Origin of the sequence: Mesorhizobium sp. PAMC28654, from assembly GCF_020616515.1 — a bacterium.
Taxonomy (GTDB): domain Bacteria; phylum Pseudomonadota; class Alphaproteobacteria; order Rhizobiales; family Rhizobiaceae; genus Mesorhizobium.
In genome coordinates, this window is record NZ_CP085135.1 from 4,746,736 (window position 1) to 4,761,590 (window position 14,855).

General features: G+C 62.9%; 14 protein-coding genes. 11 read left to right on the forward strand and 3 right to left on the reverse strand.

What is annotated here, in order from left to right; all coding sequences use genetic code 11:
* Positions 1-151 precede the first annotated feature (151 nt).
* The 6 genes from LGH82_RS23330 to LGH82_RS23355 all read left to right on the forward strand — a co-directional run bounded on the left by LGH82_RS23330 (position 152) and on the right by LGH82_RS23355 (position 6,088).
* The gene (locus LGH82_RS23330) at positions 152-1,309 is read left to right on the forward strand and encodes an ABC transporter ATP-binding protein (RefSeq protein WP_227345003.1); all 1,158 of its coding nucleotides are present in this window, start codon (positions 152-154) and stop codon (positions 1,307-1,309) included.
* A 41-nt stretch (positions 1,310-1,350) separates the two neighbouring features.
* Positions 1,351-2,487 carry an extracellular solute-binding protein gene (locus tag LGH82_RS23335; protein WP_227345004.1) on the forward strand — a complete coding sequence of 379 codons (1,137 nt, stop codon included), beginning with the start codon at positions 1,351-1,353 and terminating at the stop codon, positions 2,485-2,487.
* Between the two features lie 84 nt (positions 2,488-2,571).
* Positions 2,572-3,393 carry an ABC transporter permease gene (locus LGH82_RS23340; protein WP_227345005.1) on the forward strand — a complete coding sequence of 274 codons (822 nt, stop codon included), beginning with the start codon at positions 2,572-2,574 and terminating at the stop codon, positions 3,391-3,393.
* The gene (locus tag LGH82_RS23345) at positions 3,390-4,229 is read left to right on the forward strand and encodes an ABC transporter permease (protein ID WP_227345006.1); all 840 of its coding nucleotides are present in this window, start codon (positions 3,390-3,392) and stop codon (positions 4,227-4,229) included. Before LGH82_RS23340 ends, LGH82_RS23345 begins: the two co-directional genes overlap by 4 nt.
* 13 nt (positions 4,230-4,242) lie before the next feature.
* Positions 4,243-5,271 carry a LacI family DNA-binding transcriptional regulator gene (locus tag LGH82_RS23350; protein ID WP_227345007.1) on the forward strand — a complete coding sequence of 343 codons (1,029 nt, stop codon included), beginning with the start codon at positions 4,243-4,245 and terminating at the stop codon, positions 5,269-5,271.
* A gap of 55 nt (positions 5,272-5,326) precedes the next feature.
* Positions 5,327-6,088 (forward strand): phosphodiesterase, encoded by a 762-nt coding sequence (locus LGH82_RS23355; protein WP_227345008.1) that lies wholly within the window; start codon positions 5,327-5,329, stop codon positions 6,086-6,088.
* Between the two features lie 53 nt (positions 6,089-6,141).
* Here the strand turns inward: LGH82_RS23355 and LGH82_RS23360 are convergent, their stop codons facing one another.
* Entirely contained in the window at positions 6,142-6,789 is a 648-nt protein-coding gene (locus LGH82_RS23360) for a hypothetical protein (protein WP_227345009.1), read from the reverse strand.
* A gap of 452 nt (positions 6,790-7,241) precedes the next feature.
* Here LGH82_RS23360 and LGH82_RS23365 point away from each other — a divergent pair, with 452 nt between their 5' ends.
* Complete coding sequence (locus LGH82_RS23365) at positions 7,242-7,595, forward strand: cupin domain-containing protein (protein ID WP_227345010.1); 354 nt, start codon at positions 7,242-7,244, stop codon at positions 7,593-7,595.
* Positions 7,596-7,688: 93 nt separating this feature from the next.
* On the opposite strand, the gene LGH82_RS23370 is transcribed toward LGH82_RS23365, so the two are convergent.
* Together LGH82_RS23370 and LGH82_RS23375 are read right to left on the reverse strand one after the other, a co-directional pair.
* Positions 7,689-9,224 (reverse strand): GMC family oxidoreductase, encoded by a 1,536-nt coding sequence (locus tag LGH82_RS23370; protein WP_227345011.1) that lies wholly within the window; start codon positions 9,222-9,224, stop codon positions 7,689-7,691.
* Positions 9,225-9,267: 43 nt separating this feature from the next.
* The gene (locus LGH82_RS23375) at positions 9,268-9,945 is read right to left on the reverse strand and encodes a FadR/GntR family transcriptional regulator (protein ID WP_227345012.1); all 678 of its coding nucleotides are present in this window, start codon (positions 9,943-9,945) and stop codon (positions 9,268-9,270) included.
* Positions 9,946-10,149: 204 nt separating this feature from the next.
* Between LGH82_RS23375 and LGH82_RS23380 the strand changes: the two genes are divergently transcribed.
* The 4 genes from LGH82_RS23380 to LGH82_RS23395 all read left to right on the forward strand — a co-directional run bounded on the left by LGH82_RS23380 (position 10,150) and on the right by LGH82_RS23395 (position 14,846).
* On the forward strand, positions 10,150-11,778 hold the full coding sequence (locus tag LGH82_RS23380; protein WP_227345013.1) for a GMC family oxidoreductase: 1,629 nt from the start codon (positions 10,150-10,152) through the stop codon (positions 11,776-11,778).
* 289 nt (positions 11,779-12,067) lie between these two features.
* Positions 12,068-13,219 carry a cupin domain-containing protein gene (locus LGH82_RS23385; RefSeq protein WP_227345014.1) on the forward strand — a complete coding sequence of 384 codons (1,152 nt, stop codon included), beginning with the start codon at positions 12,068-12,070 and terminating at the stop codon, positions 13,217-13,219.
* Positions 13,220-13,302: 83 nt separating this feature from the next.
* Positions 13,303-14,430, forward strand: coding sequence for an LVIVD repeat-containing protein (locus tag LGH82_RS23390; RefSeq protein WP_227345015.1), 1,128 nt, complete (start codon positions 13,303-13,305; stop codon positions 14,428-14,430).
* Positions 14,431-14,477: 47 nt separating this feature from the next.
* Positions 14,478-14,846 (forward strand): RidA family protein, encoded by a 369-nt coding sequence (locus LGH82_RS23395; RefSeq protein ID WP_227349667.1) that lies wholly within the window; start codon positions 14,478-14,480, stop codon positions 14,844-14,846.
* The last annotated feature ends 9 nt before the right edge of the window (positions 14,847-14,855 follow it).

Below are 14,855 nucleotides of genomic sequence, written 5' to 3' on the forward strand. Positions count from 1 at the left end.
CGTATGCCGCATTCGGCGATCCGGCAATGCCTGGGAAAGAGGAGGAGCTTTCCGGGCGAGCCGTCATCAAGACGTTATGAATCCCCCCTATTCGGAACTCAACAGCAGGCAGCTGCCATCTCGCGATGCACAGCTGTGCAATAGGTGAAGAATGACAAAGGAAAACTTCCTCCAACTGAGCGGTGTCAGTGCCGGGTATGGTGCGTCGCGCGTTCTGGACGGGATAGATCTCACTATCGCCAAGGGCGAATTCGTTGCGCTGCTAGGCTCTTCCGGCTGCGGCAAGACCACGCTGCTGCGGGCCATTGCCGGCTTCGTCGCACCAAGCGCCGGAACGATCGCTGTGGCGGACAGGGATGTGACAAGCCTGCCGCCGGACAAGCGTGGCATGGCGCTGGTGTTCCAGTCCTACGCGCTGTGGCCGCACATGACGGTAGCCGGGAATATCGGCTACGGCCTGAAGCTGCAGCGGCACCCACGCGCGGAAATTGCGCGGCGCGTCGATGAGATGGAGAAGTTGCTGGGCCTTTCCGGCCTGGGAGATCGCAAGCCGGCGCAGCTTTCCGGCGGCCAGCGCCAGCGCGTCGCGCTCGGCCGGGCGCTCGCCATCGATCCGGAAATCCTGCTGCTCGACGAGCCCCTGTCCAATCTCGACGCGCGCATAAGGCTGACCGTGCGCCATGAGATCCGTGCGCTGCAGAAACGGCTCGGCATCACCGCCGTGCATGTCACGCATGACCGCGAGGAAGCGATGGTGATGGCCGACCGGATCGTCATCCTGGACAGCGGACGGATCGCGCAGCAGGGCACGCCCGAGGTGGTCTACAACCGTCCGACCTCCGCTTTCGTCGCCGCCTTCATGGGCGCGGAGAACCGGGTGGAACTCTGGGGGCAGCCGTCATCCGGCCGTTTCGAGATCGAGGCCGGGCCGGCAAACGCGGCGTGTTCGGTGCCGCTGGACGGGCGTGCCCTGTCGCGCGGCTTCGTCGAAGCGCGCTTTCGCGCCGAAGCAGCGCAACTCTTGCCGGGCAACACAGCCGACGGCGCGGTTGCGGGATCTCTTGAACTGTCCGGCCATGTCGAGAGCGTCAGCTATCCCGGCGGCCTCTGGCGCCATGCGGTCAGGGTCGGCGACGACATGATCCTGGTCGATGCGCACAAGGCCTTCGCGCAGGGCGAGGCGGTCAAGATCCGCATCCCGTCCGATGTGCTTTTCCTGTTCAACACGCCAGAGGCTCAGCCGCTCGCGTCAACCCGTTCCCGGCCGGGCGGCGCCAGAAGTCGCCCCCTGGAAACATCCGAAGCCTAGGTCCTGACACCAACTTTTTTGACCCAATAGGAGACCTATCCATGAAGACAATCCTGCAAGCCACGCTGGTGCTCGGCCTCGTGGCGTCACCCGCCACGGCCGCCGAACTCACGGTGCTCACCGCTGGCGACCAGAACATGGTCGACTACATCAACGACTATCTCGGGCCGCTGTTCGAGAAGGAAAATCCAGGCAATACGGTGCGCGTCGTCGGTACCGGCCCGGGCGATGCCGGATCACAGAAGATCACCGAGCGCTTCAAGGCGCAGGCCGACGCCGGCTCGGAAAAGTGGGACACGGACGTCGCCGTCGTGCACGAGAAATTCGCCGGCCCGATGGTGAGCGCGGGCTACCTTGAAGCCTATCGTTCGAAGATCGACACCGGCAAGATGGTGACGCGCTCCAATGCCGACATGGCGCTCGGCAGCAATGTCAGCGGCTATGTCATGCCGATGTTCAACAGCCAGACGGCGATCGCCTACAATCCGGCCATGGTTCCCAATCCGCCGAAGAGCTACGACGAGCTGGTCGCCTGGGCCAAGGAACACCCCAAGCAGTTCGGCTATAACGGCATCAAGGGCGGCGCTTCCGGCGTCAGCTTCGTCATGGGCTGGATCTACGCCTATGGCGAAGGCGACGCCAAGAAGCTGATGAACGGCCCGTTCGAGGAGGCCGAAACCAAGAAGTGGGACAAGGCCTTCGCCAGCCTCAAGGAGTTCACCACCAACGCCACGCTGACGCCGGGCAATGCCGGCACGCTGGACATGCTGTCGCGCGGCGAGATCGCGATGGGACCGGTCTGGGTCGACATGTTCTATTCCTGGCAAGCCGACGGCCGGCTTCCGCCCGAACTCAAGCTGGTGTTGCCGGCGCCCGGCATGCCGGGACAGCCGATGCACTATGTGATCCCGGCCAAGAGCGCGAACGAGGCGCTTGCCGAGAAGTTCGTGGCGCTGGCCACGAGCCCCGAGGTGCAGGCCGACGGCATCGTCAAGAAGTTCAACTGGTATCCGGGTATCGACGCCGACTTCGTCAAGCCGAAGCTCGACGAGGCGACTTGGAACAAGTTGTTCGTCGACATCTCGCCGGAAGACCTGGCGAAGTACGGCAAGCCGTTCCCGATCGCGCCTTACAACAGCGCGATCCTCGAAGCCTATGAGCGGCAGACCGCGAATTGAGCGCCCTGACTGAGTTCTGAACCCGGACCGCCCGGCACCGCCGGGCGGTTTTCGCCTGTCCGCAATCCCCGCGAGAGTCCAACGATGTCGAAACGACTGTTCGGCCTGTTCCTCGTCCTGCCCGCGCTGGCGGTGATCGTGCTCTTGTTCATCGTGCCGCTTGCCGCGTCGGTCATCGGCGCGTTCGAGGTGACGGGAGCCTATGGCCTGGGGAATTTCGTCAAGGCCTTCGAACTCTACCGCAACGACGTGATCTTCACCGTTCTCATCGTCAGCCTGTCGACCGTTCTGATCGGCCTGTTCTCCGTCGCCATCGGCGGCTACCTGACGCTTGGGGAAAATCCGCGCGCTGTGGCGATCCTGCGCTGGCTCTACCGCTGGCCGATGTTCATTCCGTTCATCGTCGTCGGCCAGATCCTGCGCACCTTCCTCGCCAAGAATGGCCTGATGAACAATTTGCTCATCAACGCCGGCATCATCACCCCGCTGCAGGCGACCGGCTTTCTCGACTGGCGCGGCATCGTCATCGCCTTCGTCTGGAAGCAGGTTCCCTTCGTCGCCCTGCTGGTCGCCGGCGCCATGGCGTCGATTGATCGCGGCACCATCGAAGCCGCCCGCAATCTCGGCGCCTCGCGACTGCGTATCCTCATCGAGATCGTCGTGCCGCAGATCGCCACGACGCTACTGGTCGGCCTCATCCTGTCCTTCGTGACGATGATGTCGGTGCTGTCCGTGCCGCTGATGATCAACGCGCAATCGCCGACCATGCTGACCGCCGACATCGCCTTCCGCATCAATGCCTATGGCGATTACGGCGTCGCCAACGCGCTCGGCCTGATCTCGCTGGTGATCACCGCCGGCGTCGCCTGGATATATCTGCGCCATACGATGAAGGAGCGCGCATGAGCGTCGCCACACTTTCCACCCGGCGGAAGCTGGGGATCGACCTGTGGTGGCTGCCCAGGGCTCTCATCCTCGGCCTGCTCGCCTTCATCATTTTTGGCCCGTTGCTGAACCTCTTGCTGTGGACAGTGGCGGAACGCTGGTATTTTCCCCATGTGCTGCCGCTCGACTACGGCTTCAGCGTCTGGACGCGCGTGTTCTCGCCACGCGGCAACGCAATGGATTCGCTGAAGAATAGTATTCTTGTAGCGGTGCTGACGGTTATCGTGTCCTTGGCGTTGGCCATCCCGGCCGGCTACGCGCTGGCACGTTTGAAACTGCCGCTGCGCAGCCTGATCCTGCTGGCCTTCCTCATTCCGCAGGCCTTTCCGAACCTGCCTGTCTACGCCAACATCGCCCGGATGTTCTACCAGATCGGCCTCAACGGCACGATCACCGGCGTGGTGCTGGTGCATGCGGTGCATGGCCTGGTCTATGCGGTGTGGATCGCAACAGCCGCCTTTTCCGCTGTCGATGTCGAACTCGAGCAGGCAGCGCGTTCGATCGGCGCCGGTCCGTTGCGCGCCTTTCGCGACGTGACCTTGCCGCTGGCCATGCCCGGCCTGATGGCCAGCGCCATCTTCGTGTTTCTGGAATCGCTCGACGAATTCACCGGCAGCTATTTTGTCGGTGCACCCGACGTGAACATGCTGCCGCTGCTGCTCTATTCGGCGGGCGCCGGCGGCAACTACCAGATCGCATCGATCACCGCTCTTCTGCTGCTCATCCCGTCCATCGGCTTCATGCTGATCGTCGAGCGGTTCCTGAAGGCCGACGTGCTGTCCAAGGTCGGTCATTGAGGAGCAGGCAGGTATGACTGACGGCAAAGGCAAGAGCGCCGACAAGCTTCGCTCCGTCAGCGCGCAGCATGTTGCGCGCCAGGCTGGCGTGTCTCGCTCGGCGGTATCGCGCGCCTTCACGCCCGGCGCCAGCGTGGCCACGGAAACGCGCGAAAAAATCATGCGCGCCGCCGAGGACCTCGGCTATCAGGTCAACGATCTGGCGCGCGGCCTGCTCGCCAACCAGAGCCGGCTGGTGGGGCTGGTGGTGACGAAGCCGGAGGTAGGCTTCCGCGCCCATCTTGCCGCGGCACTCACCAAGGCGCTGATCCATCGCGGCAATGTGCCTGTCATCATCAACACCGGTCAGACCGAGCAGGAACTGATCGCGGCCCAGAGGACGCTGCTCGGCCATCGCGCCGAGGCAACGATCATCCTGTCCGGTTCGCCGCCTTCCTCGTTCTTCGAGCTGGCGCGCCGCAACGGCCAGCCGCTTGTGGTCATCGGGCGCTCGGAACCCGAGGCCGACCATATCCAGACCGATGGCGGCGAGGCGGCGAGACTGGCGGCGGCACTGTTCGTCGCGCGCGGCATGATGAGGCTAGGGCTGGCGGGGTCGCTGTCGGGCACGCCCAACATCACCGAGCGCGAGGATGCCTTTTGCGCCGAGGCTGCGCGACTTGGCGCCGATGTCGTGGTGACGCGGGGCAACGACACCGACTATGCGGGTGGGCTGCAGGCGGGCCGGGACCTGCTCGGCCGCAGGGAAAGACCGCAGGCGATCTTCTGCGTCAACGACCTCATCGCCTTCGGCGTCATGGACCACGCCCGCCAGCTGGGGCTGGCCATACCCGGCGATCTCGCGGTGATCGGCTTCGATGATGTTCCAGAGGCCGGTTGGCTCGCCTATCAGTTGACCACCTTCCGTCAGGATCCCGAAGCCATGGCCGCCCGAGCGGTCGCCCTGCTCGATCTGCGGCAGCGGGAACCGAATCTGGCTCCCGTTCGCGAGCGCATCAGCGTGCCGCTTGTCGTGCGCGCCAGTTTCGTTCCGCCCGCATGACCACCAGCATCACGATCAACCCGTCCTGAAATTCGTAACCGCAGGCTCGACACTCATGAAAATCATCCAGATCTCCGATCCTCACCTGGTTCCGCCCGGCGGCCTCCTGTTTGGCACCGATCCGCTGTTTCGGCTGGAAGCCTGTCTTGCCGACATCAACAGCAACCATGCCGATGCCGAACTGGTCATCATTTCCGGCGACCTTGCCAATGACGGCGAACGCGCCGCCTATGCCGCGCTCAGAGATCAGGTAGCGACGTGCGTGCCGCCCTGCAGGCTGATGCTCGGCAACCATGACGACCGCGATCTTTTCCTCGAGATGTTTTCGGAGACGAGGCCTGAGTGTGGTTTCGTCCAGAGCGTCGTCGACACGCAGGAGGGACGGCTGATCCTGCTGGACACGCTGGCGAGCGGACTTGTCGAAGGCAGGCTATGCGAAGCGCGCCTGCGCTGGCTGGATGAAAGGCTGCGGGAAGCAGCAGACAAGCCGGCCTTCATCTTCATGCATCATCCGCCGTTCAAGATTCACATGCCGGAACTCGACTCTGTCCGGCTCGCCGACGCGGATGCGTTTCACGCGGTGCTGGCGCGCCATGGCAATGTCCGCCACATCTTCGCCGGGCATGTCCATCGCCTCATCGCCGGCAGTTGGCGCGGCATACCCGTCAGCACGCTGCGCGGCACCAACCATCAGACCGCGCTGGACTTTTCGGACAGCTGGAAGCTTGGTCTCGAACCGCCCGCCTATGCGGTCATCTTCATCGACACCGACGGCGTCGTCGTCCATTTCCACGATTTTCCGATCGCGGCCGCCTGACCGGAGTTGATGACAGGTACTCCCGGGGCTTCGCAAATCACGAGAGCAGCCAATTACAGGTCATTGACGAGGCGGCCCTCGGGGCCGCCGAGCCAGGTCTCCCAGACATGGTCCGACATCAGACGGCGATAGTGCGCCGTGCTGATCAAACGCCGGTAGGACGCTCCGCCAACGTGGAAGAAGACGCCACCCGGCATGCCGTGGATGGCTTCGGTTCCGCCCAGCGTCAGGGTAATCGTCGTCGTTTCCGCATAGGCGACACTGGTCGGGTCAAGGCTGCGGTACAGCACTGCCCAATTCCCGCCGCCGGTATCCATCCCACTTTCAAAGCGAGGGGTGAAATCCATCTGGACACCGTCCATTGCGGAAAATCGGAAGAAACAGAAGCCAGCCCACAGGAACCACCCTTCCAGGCCTCGCTTCGCAATGCGTCTCGCGCCGTAGGCGGCCTTCCCTTCCATCAGCTTCGGAATATCGACGACGCTGGTGGGAAAACAGTCGTGGTCCAGGAATCCGAAGATCTCCGGGCGCAGATGGCTGACGATGTTATGAGCAACCCAGTTCATGGCTATTCCATGCGACCGGTTGGGGTTCATTTCCCAGTTTCCCGGCAATGCGAAATAGGCGATGCCGCGTGCCCGGCAAATACCCTCGATGATCGGCCTTGCCGATGTCCTCGAGGAGTTGTCGATGACGACCAATGTCATTCCGGGACAGTGGAGCGGCCATGCCCGGGTGAGCGCATCGATGACCCAGGGTGTGTTGAACGCTATGGAGAAGCAGAACCGTTGCGAGCCGGTGCGTTGAAGCTTTTCAGCGAATGCCCTGCCTTCCGCCAACCCGTGCGCGCGGAAGCTGCGTTCAACGAGGGCATTACGGAACGCCTTGGCTTTTCTGACCGGCCAGTTCTGGTTGAGCAGATCGACAAGGATCCGAACCGGTTTCCTGGCCATGAGAACTTTCGTCGACGGAGCTGAGTTTCGCAGATGTTTTCCAAGGGGTGACGCTGTCACGCAAAAAGGGCAAGACACAATGGCTTCTTCGGCCGGCGCGGTCTCGTCGGCAAGAGCGTTGCTCGTATCGGCTGCTTCGGATATCTGACCGGTCAGGTAGCCAATGCCTGCAACGACAACCCTTCAAACGGAGCCCTCCAATGACACGCAAGACGATCCTCAAATTCGGGGCGGTGGAAAACGCTGATGCCGGCGATCTGGCAGGATGGGTTGTCGTCGAAGGCAAGCCGACCATGAAGACCGCCGTGCAGCACACGACCGCCGACGGCAAGGTCATGTCGGGCACCTGGCAGGCTACGCCTGGCACCTATCATGCGACCTACAGCGATTATGAGTTCGTGCACATGATCGCCGGCCGCATCATCATCACGCCCGATGGCGGCGAGCCGGTCGAAGTGGGCCCTGGCGATGCCTTCGTGGTGGAAGCCGATTTCAAGGGAACCTGGAAGATCATCGAGCCGGTGACGAAGCACTTCGTCGTCAAGGTCGACTGAACAAGCCTCGGCATTTTTTGAAGAGCCCGCCATGGCTTGCCTGGCGGGCTCTTTGTTTTCTATGCCGGTAATCGCTGCCCGCGGGAGCAGAAATTATCTGGCTATCGGCAAGGCCGCCCAGGTTTCCGCGATGGCGACCACAGCGGCATTTATCGGCCCGCTTGGGATCGTCGGGATGACCGATGCATCGACGACAAACACATTGTCGAAGCCGTTCAGCCGCAAATCCGGGTCGACAACGGCATCGGCATCCCTGCCCATCCGGCATGTGCCGGCCGGATGATGGTGCGTCGAGGCGGCCCTGGCGATGAAGGTATCGAGTTCGTCATCCGATTGCACGGACGTACCCGGCAGGACTTCCGCGTCGCGCCATTCGTCCAGTGCCGCATGATGGCCGACAGCGCGTGCCATCTTCAGCGCGGCCCGGAAAACCGAGCGGTCGTGCTCGGTTTCGAGATAATGCGGATCGATGACGGGGACATCGTTGCGGCCCGGTCCGGACGGCGTGATGCGGCCACGGCTTGTCGGGTGGGTGACGCCACAGAGTATCGTGAAGGCCGAACCGTAGGGCGGGGCATCCAGGCCTTCCGCCGCCGACGGCGCGACGACGCAGGCGAGCGCAATATCCGGGCTTCCCGTCGAACGGGTCGGGTCGTCGCTGTGCAGGTACATCAGCGATTCAGAGTGCTGCAGGCGGGACGGCGGCACCGGCTTTTTCGCGGCGTAGACGTTGCCAAGCGCCAGCAGATGGTCCTGCAGATTGCGGCCAACCTGAGTGCGATCGGCAAGGCAGCGTATCCCCGCCTGCTTCAGCGTATCGGGGTGGCCAATGCCGGAGCGCATCAGGATGAGCGGCGTGGACACGGCGCCGGCGCAGAGCACGATGCGGTCGGCCGAAACCGTCCTTGTCTCACCCTCGCACACCACGATCACGCCCGTGATCTTGTGGCCGTCCAGCACGAGATGCTCGACCTCGTGGCCGGTGAGCAAGGTCAGGTTCGGCCGCGCCATCACCTGTGGCGACAGGTAGGCATCGGCGAGGCTCAGGCGCTTGCCGTCTCGTATATTCAGCGAATTAGGGCTGGTGCCGACCAGTTCGCCACTGTTGTGGTCGGTGAGGGTGGGAACGCCCATGGCTGTTCCGGCGGCGATATAGGCACGCACGACCGGACTGACCTCGGCATCCGGCAGGTAGACGTCGAGGGGACCACTGCTGCCGCGTGTCGGCGCGTCGAAGGCTGCAAAGGCTTCACTACGGATGAAACCCGGCAGCAGCCCCTGATAGGACCAGCGGTCGCCGCCGGCGTGCTCCCAGGGTTCGAAGTCGTCGGGATGGCCACGCACATAGGCCATGGCATGCAGGCAGCTGGAGCCGCCGACGATCTTGCCGCGCGGCCATTCGTGCACGCGGTTGGCGGTGAAGGGCTGCGGCACGGTGCGGTAGGCCCAGTCGTAGTCGCGGCCCTGCAGCATCGTCCATTTCAGCGGGTCGGCGATATCGGGATCGACCGGCATTGTCCCGGCCTCGATCAAGCCGACCTGGCAAGACAGATCTTCGCTTAGCCGGCTAGCAATAACCGAGCCCGCTGAACCCGCGCCGATGACCAGCACGTCGAAATGACGCTTCAATGTGAAATTCCCCGTGCAGGCTTATTGTCGGTTGGCGAGGCGATCACGCCGCGAAGGCGCCGGCGTTCGACCGCTCCATGATCTGCCTCTGCACGGAAAGGAGATGCGCGCGCATGGCGGCCTCCGCTGCTTCAGGATCGCGCTGCGAGATCGCTTCGGCGATCAGGCGATGCTCGCCGTCGCGCTGGGCGATCCGCTTGGGGCAGGTGGGTGCGGTGGTGCGCGCGACCTTCACCCTGGCATCGACGCCGACCTGGCGCAGCATCTTGTAGAACTCTGCGGCGAGATGGTTGCGGGCAGCAGCGACGATGGCGAGGTGGAAGGCGAAGTCGACCTCGCCCGACGGGGCATTCTCCGGCGTGGTTGCGGCATCCATGATTCTCGCCGTTTCAAATGAAGACGCGCGCAAGGATGCCAATCTGGCCAAGCCCGGCTCCATGATCAGGCGAAGTTCCAGCACCTCTATGGGGTTGGTGACCCTGACCAGTTCCTCGCCATATCTGGGCAGCGCGGTCGGCGCACGCCTGGCACGGGCCGGCTTCAGGTCGCCGGCATGACGCAGTGCCTCAAGTGCCTTGCGGAGCTGATGGCGCTTGACGTTCAGATGCTCGGCAAGGTCGCGCTCGGAAGGCAGCTTGCCGCCGCCCTGCTGCACCTGGCGGACAGCGGCAATGATGTCGTCGAGATCCGATGGTTCGATCTGCGGCTCGAATGCGCTCAAAACCAAATCTCCTGTCTGGTCGGCAGACGCCGACTCAACGTCCGATTATCCTATTGTGACACGAAACCCGATGGAAACGGCACTCAACCAACTCAACCAATCTACATCTGTCTGTAGTGGTTGACAACACCAGTTGCGCGATGGTTGACTGACTTCGTAGACGGCTACCATCGCGGCGGGCCGTCCTTCTCCCGAGGATCACGCATGCCGGCTGGCGAAACCTTTGACTATGTCATTGTCGGTGCGGGATCGGCCGGCTGCGTGCTGGCAAACCGGCTGAGCGAAGACCCGTCGGTGTCGGTGCTTCTGCTGGAGGCCGGGAATTGGGACCGCGATCCGATGATCCACATTCCGCTCGGCTGGGGCAAGATCCTGACCGAGCGCCGTCACGACTGGATGTATTTCTGCGAGCCCGAGGCCAATGTCGGCGGGCGCAAGGTCGAATGCGCGCGCGGCAAGGTCATCGGCGGCTCCTCTTCCACCAATGCCATGGCTTATGTGCGCGGCAATCGCGGGGACTACGACCGCTGGGCGGCAAGCGGGCTGACCGACTGGGGTTTCGACAAGGTGCTGCCCTACTTCAAGAAGCAGGAGCGCTGGGAAAAGGGCGCAAACCAGTATCGCGGTGGCGACGGGCCGGTGAGCACCCAGTTCTGCCGCTACAAGGATGAACTGATCGAGGCCTTCGCCACCGCCAGCCGGGACGCCGGATACCCGCAGACCGATGACTATAACGGCGCCACACAGGAGGGTTTCGGCCGTCTGCAGATGACGATTGCGAATGGCCGCCGCTGCTCGAGCGCGTCCGCCTATCTGCGGCCTGCCATGCGGCGTGGCAATGTGAAGGTGCTGACCGGCGCGATGGCGACGAAGATCCTGCTGAAGGATGGCCGCGCGACGGGCATTGCCTACACCAAAGGCGGCGCGGGGCATGAGGTGTTCGCGCGGCGCGAGGTGCTGCTTGCCGGCGGCGTCATCAACACGCCGCAGCTGATGATGGTATCGGGGATTGGCGACAGCGCCGAGCTTGCGGCGCATGGCATCGAGACGAAAATCGATCGCACGCAGGTCGGCAAGAACCTGCAGGACCATGTCTCGGTCATCCTGATGTACCGGCGCAAGCAGCCGGGGCCATTCCTCAAGATGATGCGGGCCGATCGTATCGGCCTCGATTTCGTCAAGACCTACCTGACCGGAAAGGGATTCTCAGGCGATGTGCCTGGTGGTGTCGTTGCGTTCCTGAAGAGCGATGCGAGCCGGCCGCTGCCGGATGTGCAGCTGCTTTTCACCGCCGCGCCGCTTGGGGCATGGCCATACATGGCGCCGTTCAAGGCGCCGTTCGCGGACGGCTTCGCAACGCGCATCGTTGCCGTGCAGCCGGAGAGCAGGGGGAGCGTGAAGCTGGCGTCGAGCGATCCCTTGGCCGCCCCGCTGATCCATCAGAACTTCCTTTCTTCGCAGCGTGACTGGCAGTCGCTTCGCGCCGGTTTCCGCGTCGCGCGCAACCTTGCCAGCCAGCCGTCCATGGCGCCGTTCGTTGGCGCGGAATTCTTCCCCGGCCCGAAATGTGAGAGCGATGACGAGATCGACGAGCATATCCGCAAGACATCGATCACCGTGCATCATCCGGCCGGCACCTGCCGCATGGGGGTCGATGCGGACTCGGTGGTCGATCCGCAATTGCGGGTGCGAGGCGTCGGGGGACTTCGTGTGGTGGACGCGTCCGTGATGCCGGATCTCGTCTGCGGCAACATCAATGCGGCGGTCATCATGATCGCCGAAAAGGCCTCCGATATGATCCGCAGCCGCGCCGAACAAAGCATGGCGGCCTGACGGGCGAAGGCCTGACTGCAACCAAAATCGTTTGGTTGAGCATAAAATCTGCATTGGTTGAACTGCGCGTCGTCCGTCGTGGCCGTGGTATTCTTGTCGTACCCGGCGGAATCGGGCGGAATTTGTGCATTCTTAGGCCATTTCTGCCCATTTTCGGGCATTTGCCTCTCAAAAATGCAGCTCAACCAAAAACTTTCAAATTTCGCAATTTGGGGATTGTCGAGTAAAACCAATGCGAATACGGTTGAGTTGGTTAAAAGCATTTTCTTCGTGACGAGAGGTGTCCGATATGTCCGTGGCGCAACCAGCAAACGATACGCTCACCAACAAGAAGGCGGCGCTCAAGGGCCTCTATGATGCCCTCTACGCGAAAAACATGTTTCCGTTCTGGGCGACGTCGGAAGGCGTCGACCATGACGAGATCAAGCAGTTGATGGCGACATCGAAGGCGGTTCCTTTCGTCTGGTCCTATTCGGACATCGAGCCGCTGCTGCAGCGCGCCGCCGAACTGGTGACCATGGACGACAGCGAGCGCCGGTCGCTGATCCTGGTCAATCCTGGCCTCGCGCCCAAGCGCGCCTCGGTCAGCACGATGTACACCGCCTATCGTCTGAACGATCCGGACGAGATCATGCCGCCGCACAAGCATTCGCCGAGCGCCATCCGCTTCGGCCTGACCGGCAGGGGCAACTTCACCGGCGTCGAGGGCGAGGACGTGGTCTTTGGCCCGGGCGACATGGTGCTGACGCCGAATGACGCCTGGCACAATCACGGCACGGTCGGCGGCGAGCAGGCGGTCAACCTGTCGGTGCTCGACCTGCCACTGGTCGAGACGCTGCATGCCGTGCATTTTGACCACAAGTACACCGAGATGGTCGACGGCAAGGAAGTCGAGAAGAAGGTGCAGACCGCGCGCTATCCGAGCGACTACTCGCAGCGCATCTATGGCGAGGGCGGCCTGATGCCGCGTTTCGTCGACCACAAGCGCGGCGGCGGCCTGTCGTCGCCGATGTATGTCTATCGCTGGGAGAAGATGGAAGCTGTCCTCGACGCCCACAAGGATTGGGACGGCGACCCTCATGAAGGCATCGTCATCGATTATGTCGACCCGACCACCGGCGGCCCGGTCTTCCACACCATCAATTTCTACGTCCAGATGCTTCGCCCCGGCGAGAAGACGCTGCCGCAGCGCGAAACCGCCAGCCTGCTTCTGGCGCCGTTCCGCGGCAACGGCCATTCGATCATCGACGGCAAGCGCTACGACTGGAACCAGTTCGACACCATCGCCATCCCCGGCGGATCATGGGTCGAGCATGTCAACGGCTCCTCGACCGAGCCGGTGATCTTCTTCGGCGCGACCGATGCGCCGACGCAGAAGGCGCTGCTTCTCTACAAGCGCTGGGGCCGCAACCAGGCCGGCGATCTGCTTCGTCTCGTCTAGTCGGCTTTTCAGCACGCAACGTCCCGCCGCCATTGGCGGCGCGGACATCGGAAATGACGTTTCAGCAGTAAGGGCGTACGCATTTGGTCTCAGCGTTCAACACCAAGCAGATCGGCCACGTGGATTGCCCCGGCGGCGGCCAGGTCTGGATCGACGGCAACATCCTCTATATCGGCCACATGCGGCCGCCAAGCGGCACGACTCTGGTCGACATTTCCGACCCCCGCAATCCGCGCAAGATAACCACGATCGATGTCCCGCCCGGCTGGCACTCGCACAAGGTGCGCGCCAAGGACGGGCTGATGATCATCAACCACGAGCGCTTCGGCAATGAAGGCCCGGCCGATTTCGGTGGCGGGCTGGCGCTCTACGACACCACCAAGCCGGCACAGCCGAAGCTGATCTCGAAATGGACAACCGGCGGCAAGGGCGTCCATCGCTACGATTTCGACGGCCGCTATGCCTACATCTCGCCGACCGCCGACGGCTATGTCGGCAACATCGTGATGATCCTAGACCTCATCGATCCGACACATCCGGTGGAGGTCGGGCGCTGGTGGATTCCCGGCCAGTGGACGGGCGGCGGCGAAGAATATCCCTGGCATGACTATGTCACGCCGCGCTGCCACCATCCGCTGCGCATGGGCGACCGGCTTTATGTCAGCTACTGGCATCACGGCCTGTTCATCCTCGACATTTCGGACATCACCAAGCCGAAACTGGTCTCGCACGTCAATTCGAGCCCGAGCTTCCCGCATCCCACCCACACCTGCCTGCCGATCCCACAGCCGCTCAAGGGCCGCAACATCATGGTGGTGGCGGATGAGGACGTCGCCAAGCTCAGGCCATCGGCGCCGGCCTTCACCTGGATCTACGACATCACCGACGAGACCAACCCGCTGCCGATCTCGACCTTCCAGGTGCCTGGCCTCGACGTGGATGGTTCGCCGCAGCCGCAGATGACCGGCTGCCACCAGCCGTCGGAGCGCTTCAAGGGCACGATTATTCCATTCGCATGGTTCGCTCAGGGGCTGCGGCTGGTCGATATCGCCGACCCATTCGCGCCGAAGGAAGTCGGCCATTTCATGCCCGATGCGCCGGAAGGCGCCGAGCGTTCCTCATCCAATGACGTGACCATAGACGACCGTGGCATCGTCTATCTGATCGACCGAATCCGTGGGGTGGATATTATCGAGACGACTGTTCTCTAGGAGTAGGCATTGAGCGACAGCAGCAAAAATCAGCGACGCACTATGCGATCGGCAAGAAGAACCCGAACCTCCCGTTTCATCCGGCGGTGCGGGCAGGAGACTACATTTTCGTTTCAGGCCAGGTGCCGAAGGACGAGAACAACAACATGATCAGCGGCACGATCGAGGAGGAAACCCTGGCGACGCTGAGGACCATTGCGCGCGTCATCGCCGATGAGGGCGCGACGCTGTCGGATGTGGTCAGGATCACCACCTATCTCGAGGATACGCGTGACTTCGGCCGCTACAACAAGGCGTTCCTCGAAGGTATCGGCGACGCTGTGCTGGCACGCACGACCGTCGAGGCGAAGGCGGTCATCAACACCAAGATCGAAATGGACGCCATCGTCTACAAGCCGCTGCCGGCCGGCAAATAGGCAAGACAT

Coding starts and splice junctions, on each gene's coding strand:
- LGH82_RS23330 (WP_227345003.1), top strand. CDS start 152: ATGACAAAGGAAAACTTCCTCCAACTGAGCGGTGTCAGTGCCGGGTAT.
- LGH82_RS23335 (WP_227345004.1), top strand. CDS start 1,351: ATGAAGACAATCCTGCAAGCCACGCTGGTGCTCGGCCTCGTGGCGTCA.
- LGH82_RS23340 (WP_227345005.1), top strand. CDS start 2,572: ATGTCGAAACGACTGTTCGGCCTGTTCCTCGTCCTGCCCGCGCTGGCG.
- LGH82_RS23345 (WP_227345006.1), top strand. CDS start 3,390: ATGAGCGTCGCCACACTTTCCACCCGGCGGAAGCTGGGGATCGACCTG.
- LGH82_RS23350 (WP_227345007.1), top strand. CDS start 4,243: ATGACTGACGGCAAAGGCAAGAGCGCCGACAAGCTTCGCTCCGTCAGC.
- LGH82_RS23355 (WP_227345008.1), top strand. CDS start 5,327: ATGAAAATCATCCAGATCTCCGATCCTCACCTGGTTCCGCCCGGCGGC.
- LGH82_RS23365 (WP_227345010.1), top strand. CDS start 7,242: ATGACACGCAAGACGATCCTCAAATTCGGGGCGGTGGAAAACGCTGAT.
- LGH82_RS23380 (WP_227345013.1), top strand. CDS start 10,150: ATGCCGGCTGGCGAAACCTTTGACTATGTCATTGTCGGTGCGGGATCG.
- LGH82_RS23385 (WP_227345014.1), top strand. CDS start 12,068: ATGTCCGTGGCGCAACCAGCAAACGATACGCTCACCAACAAGAAGGCG.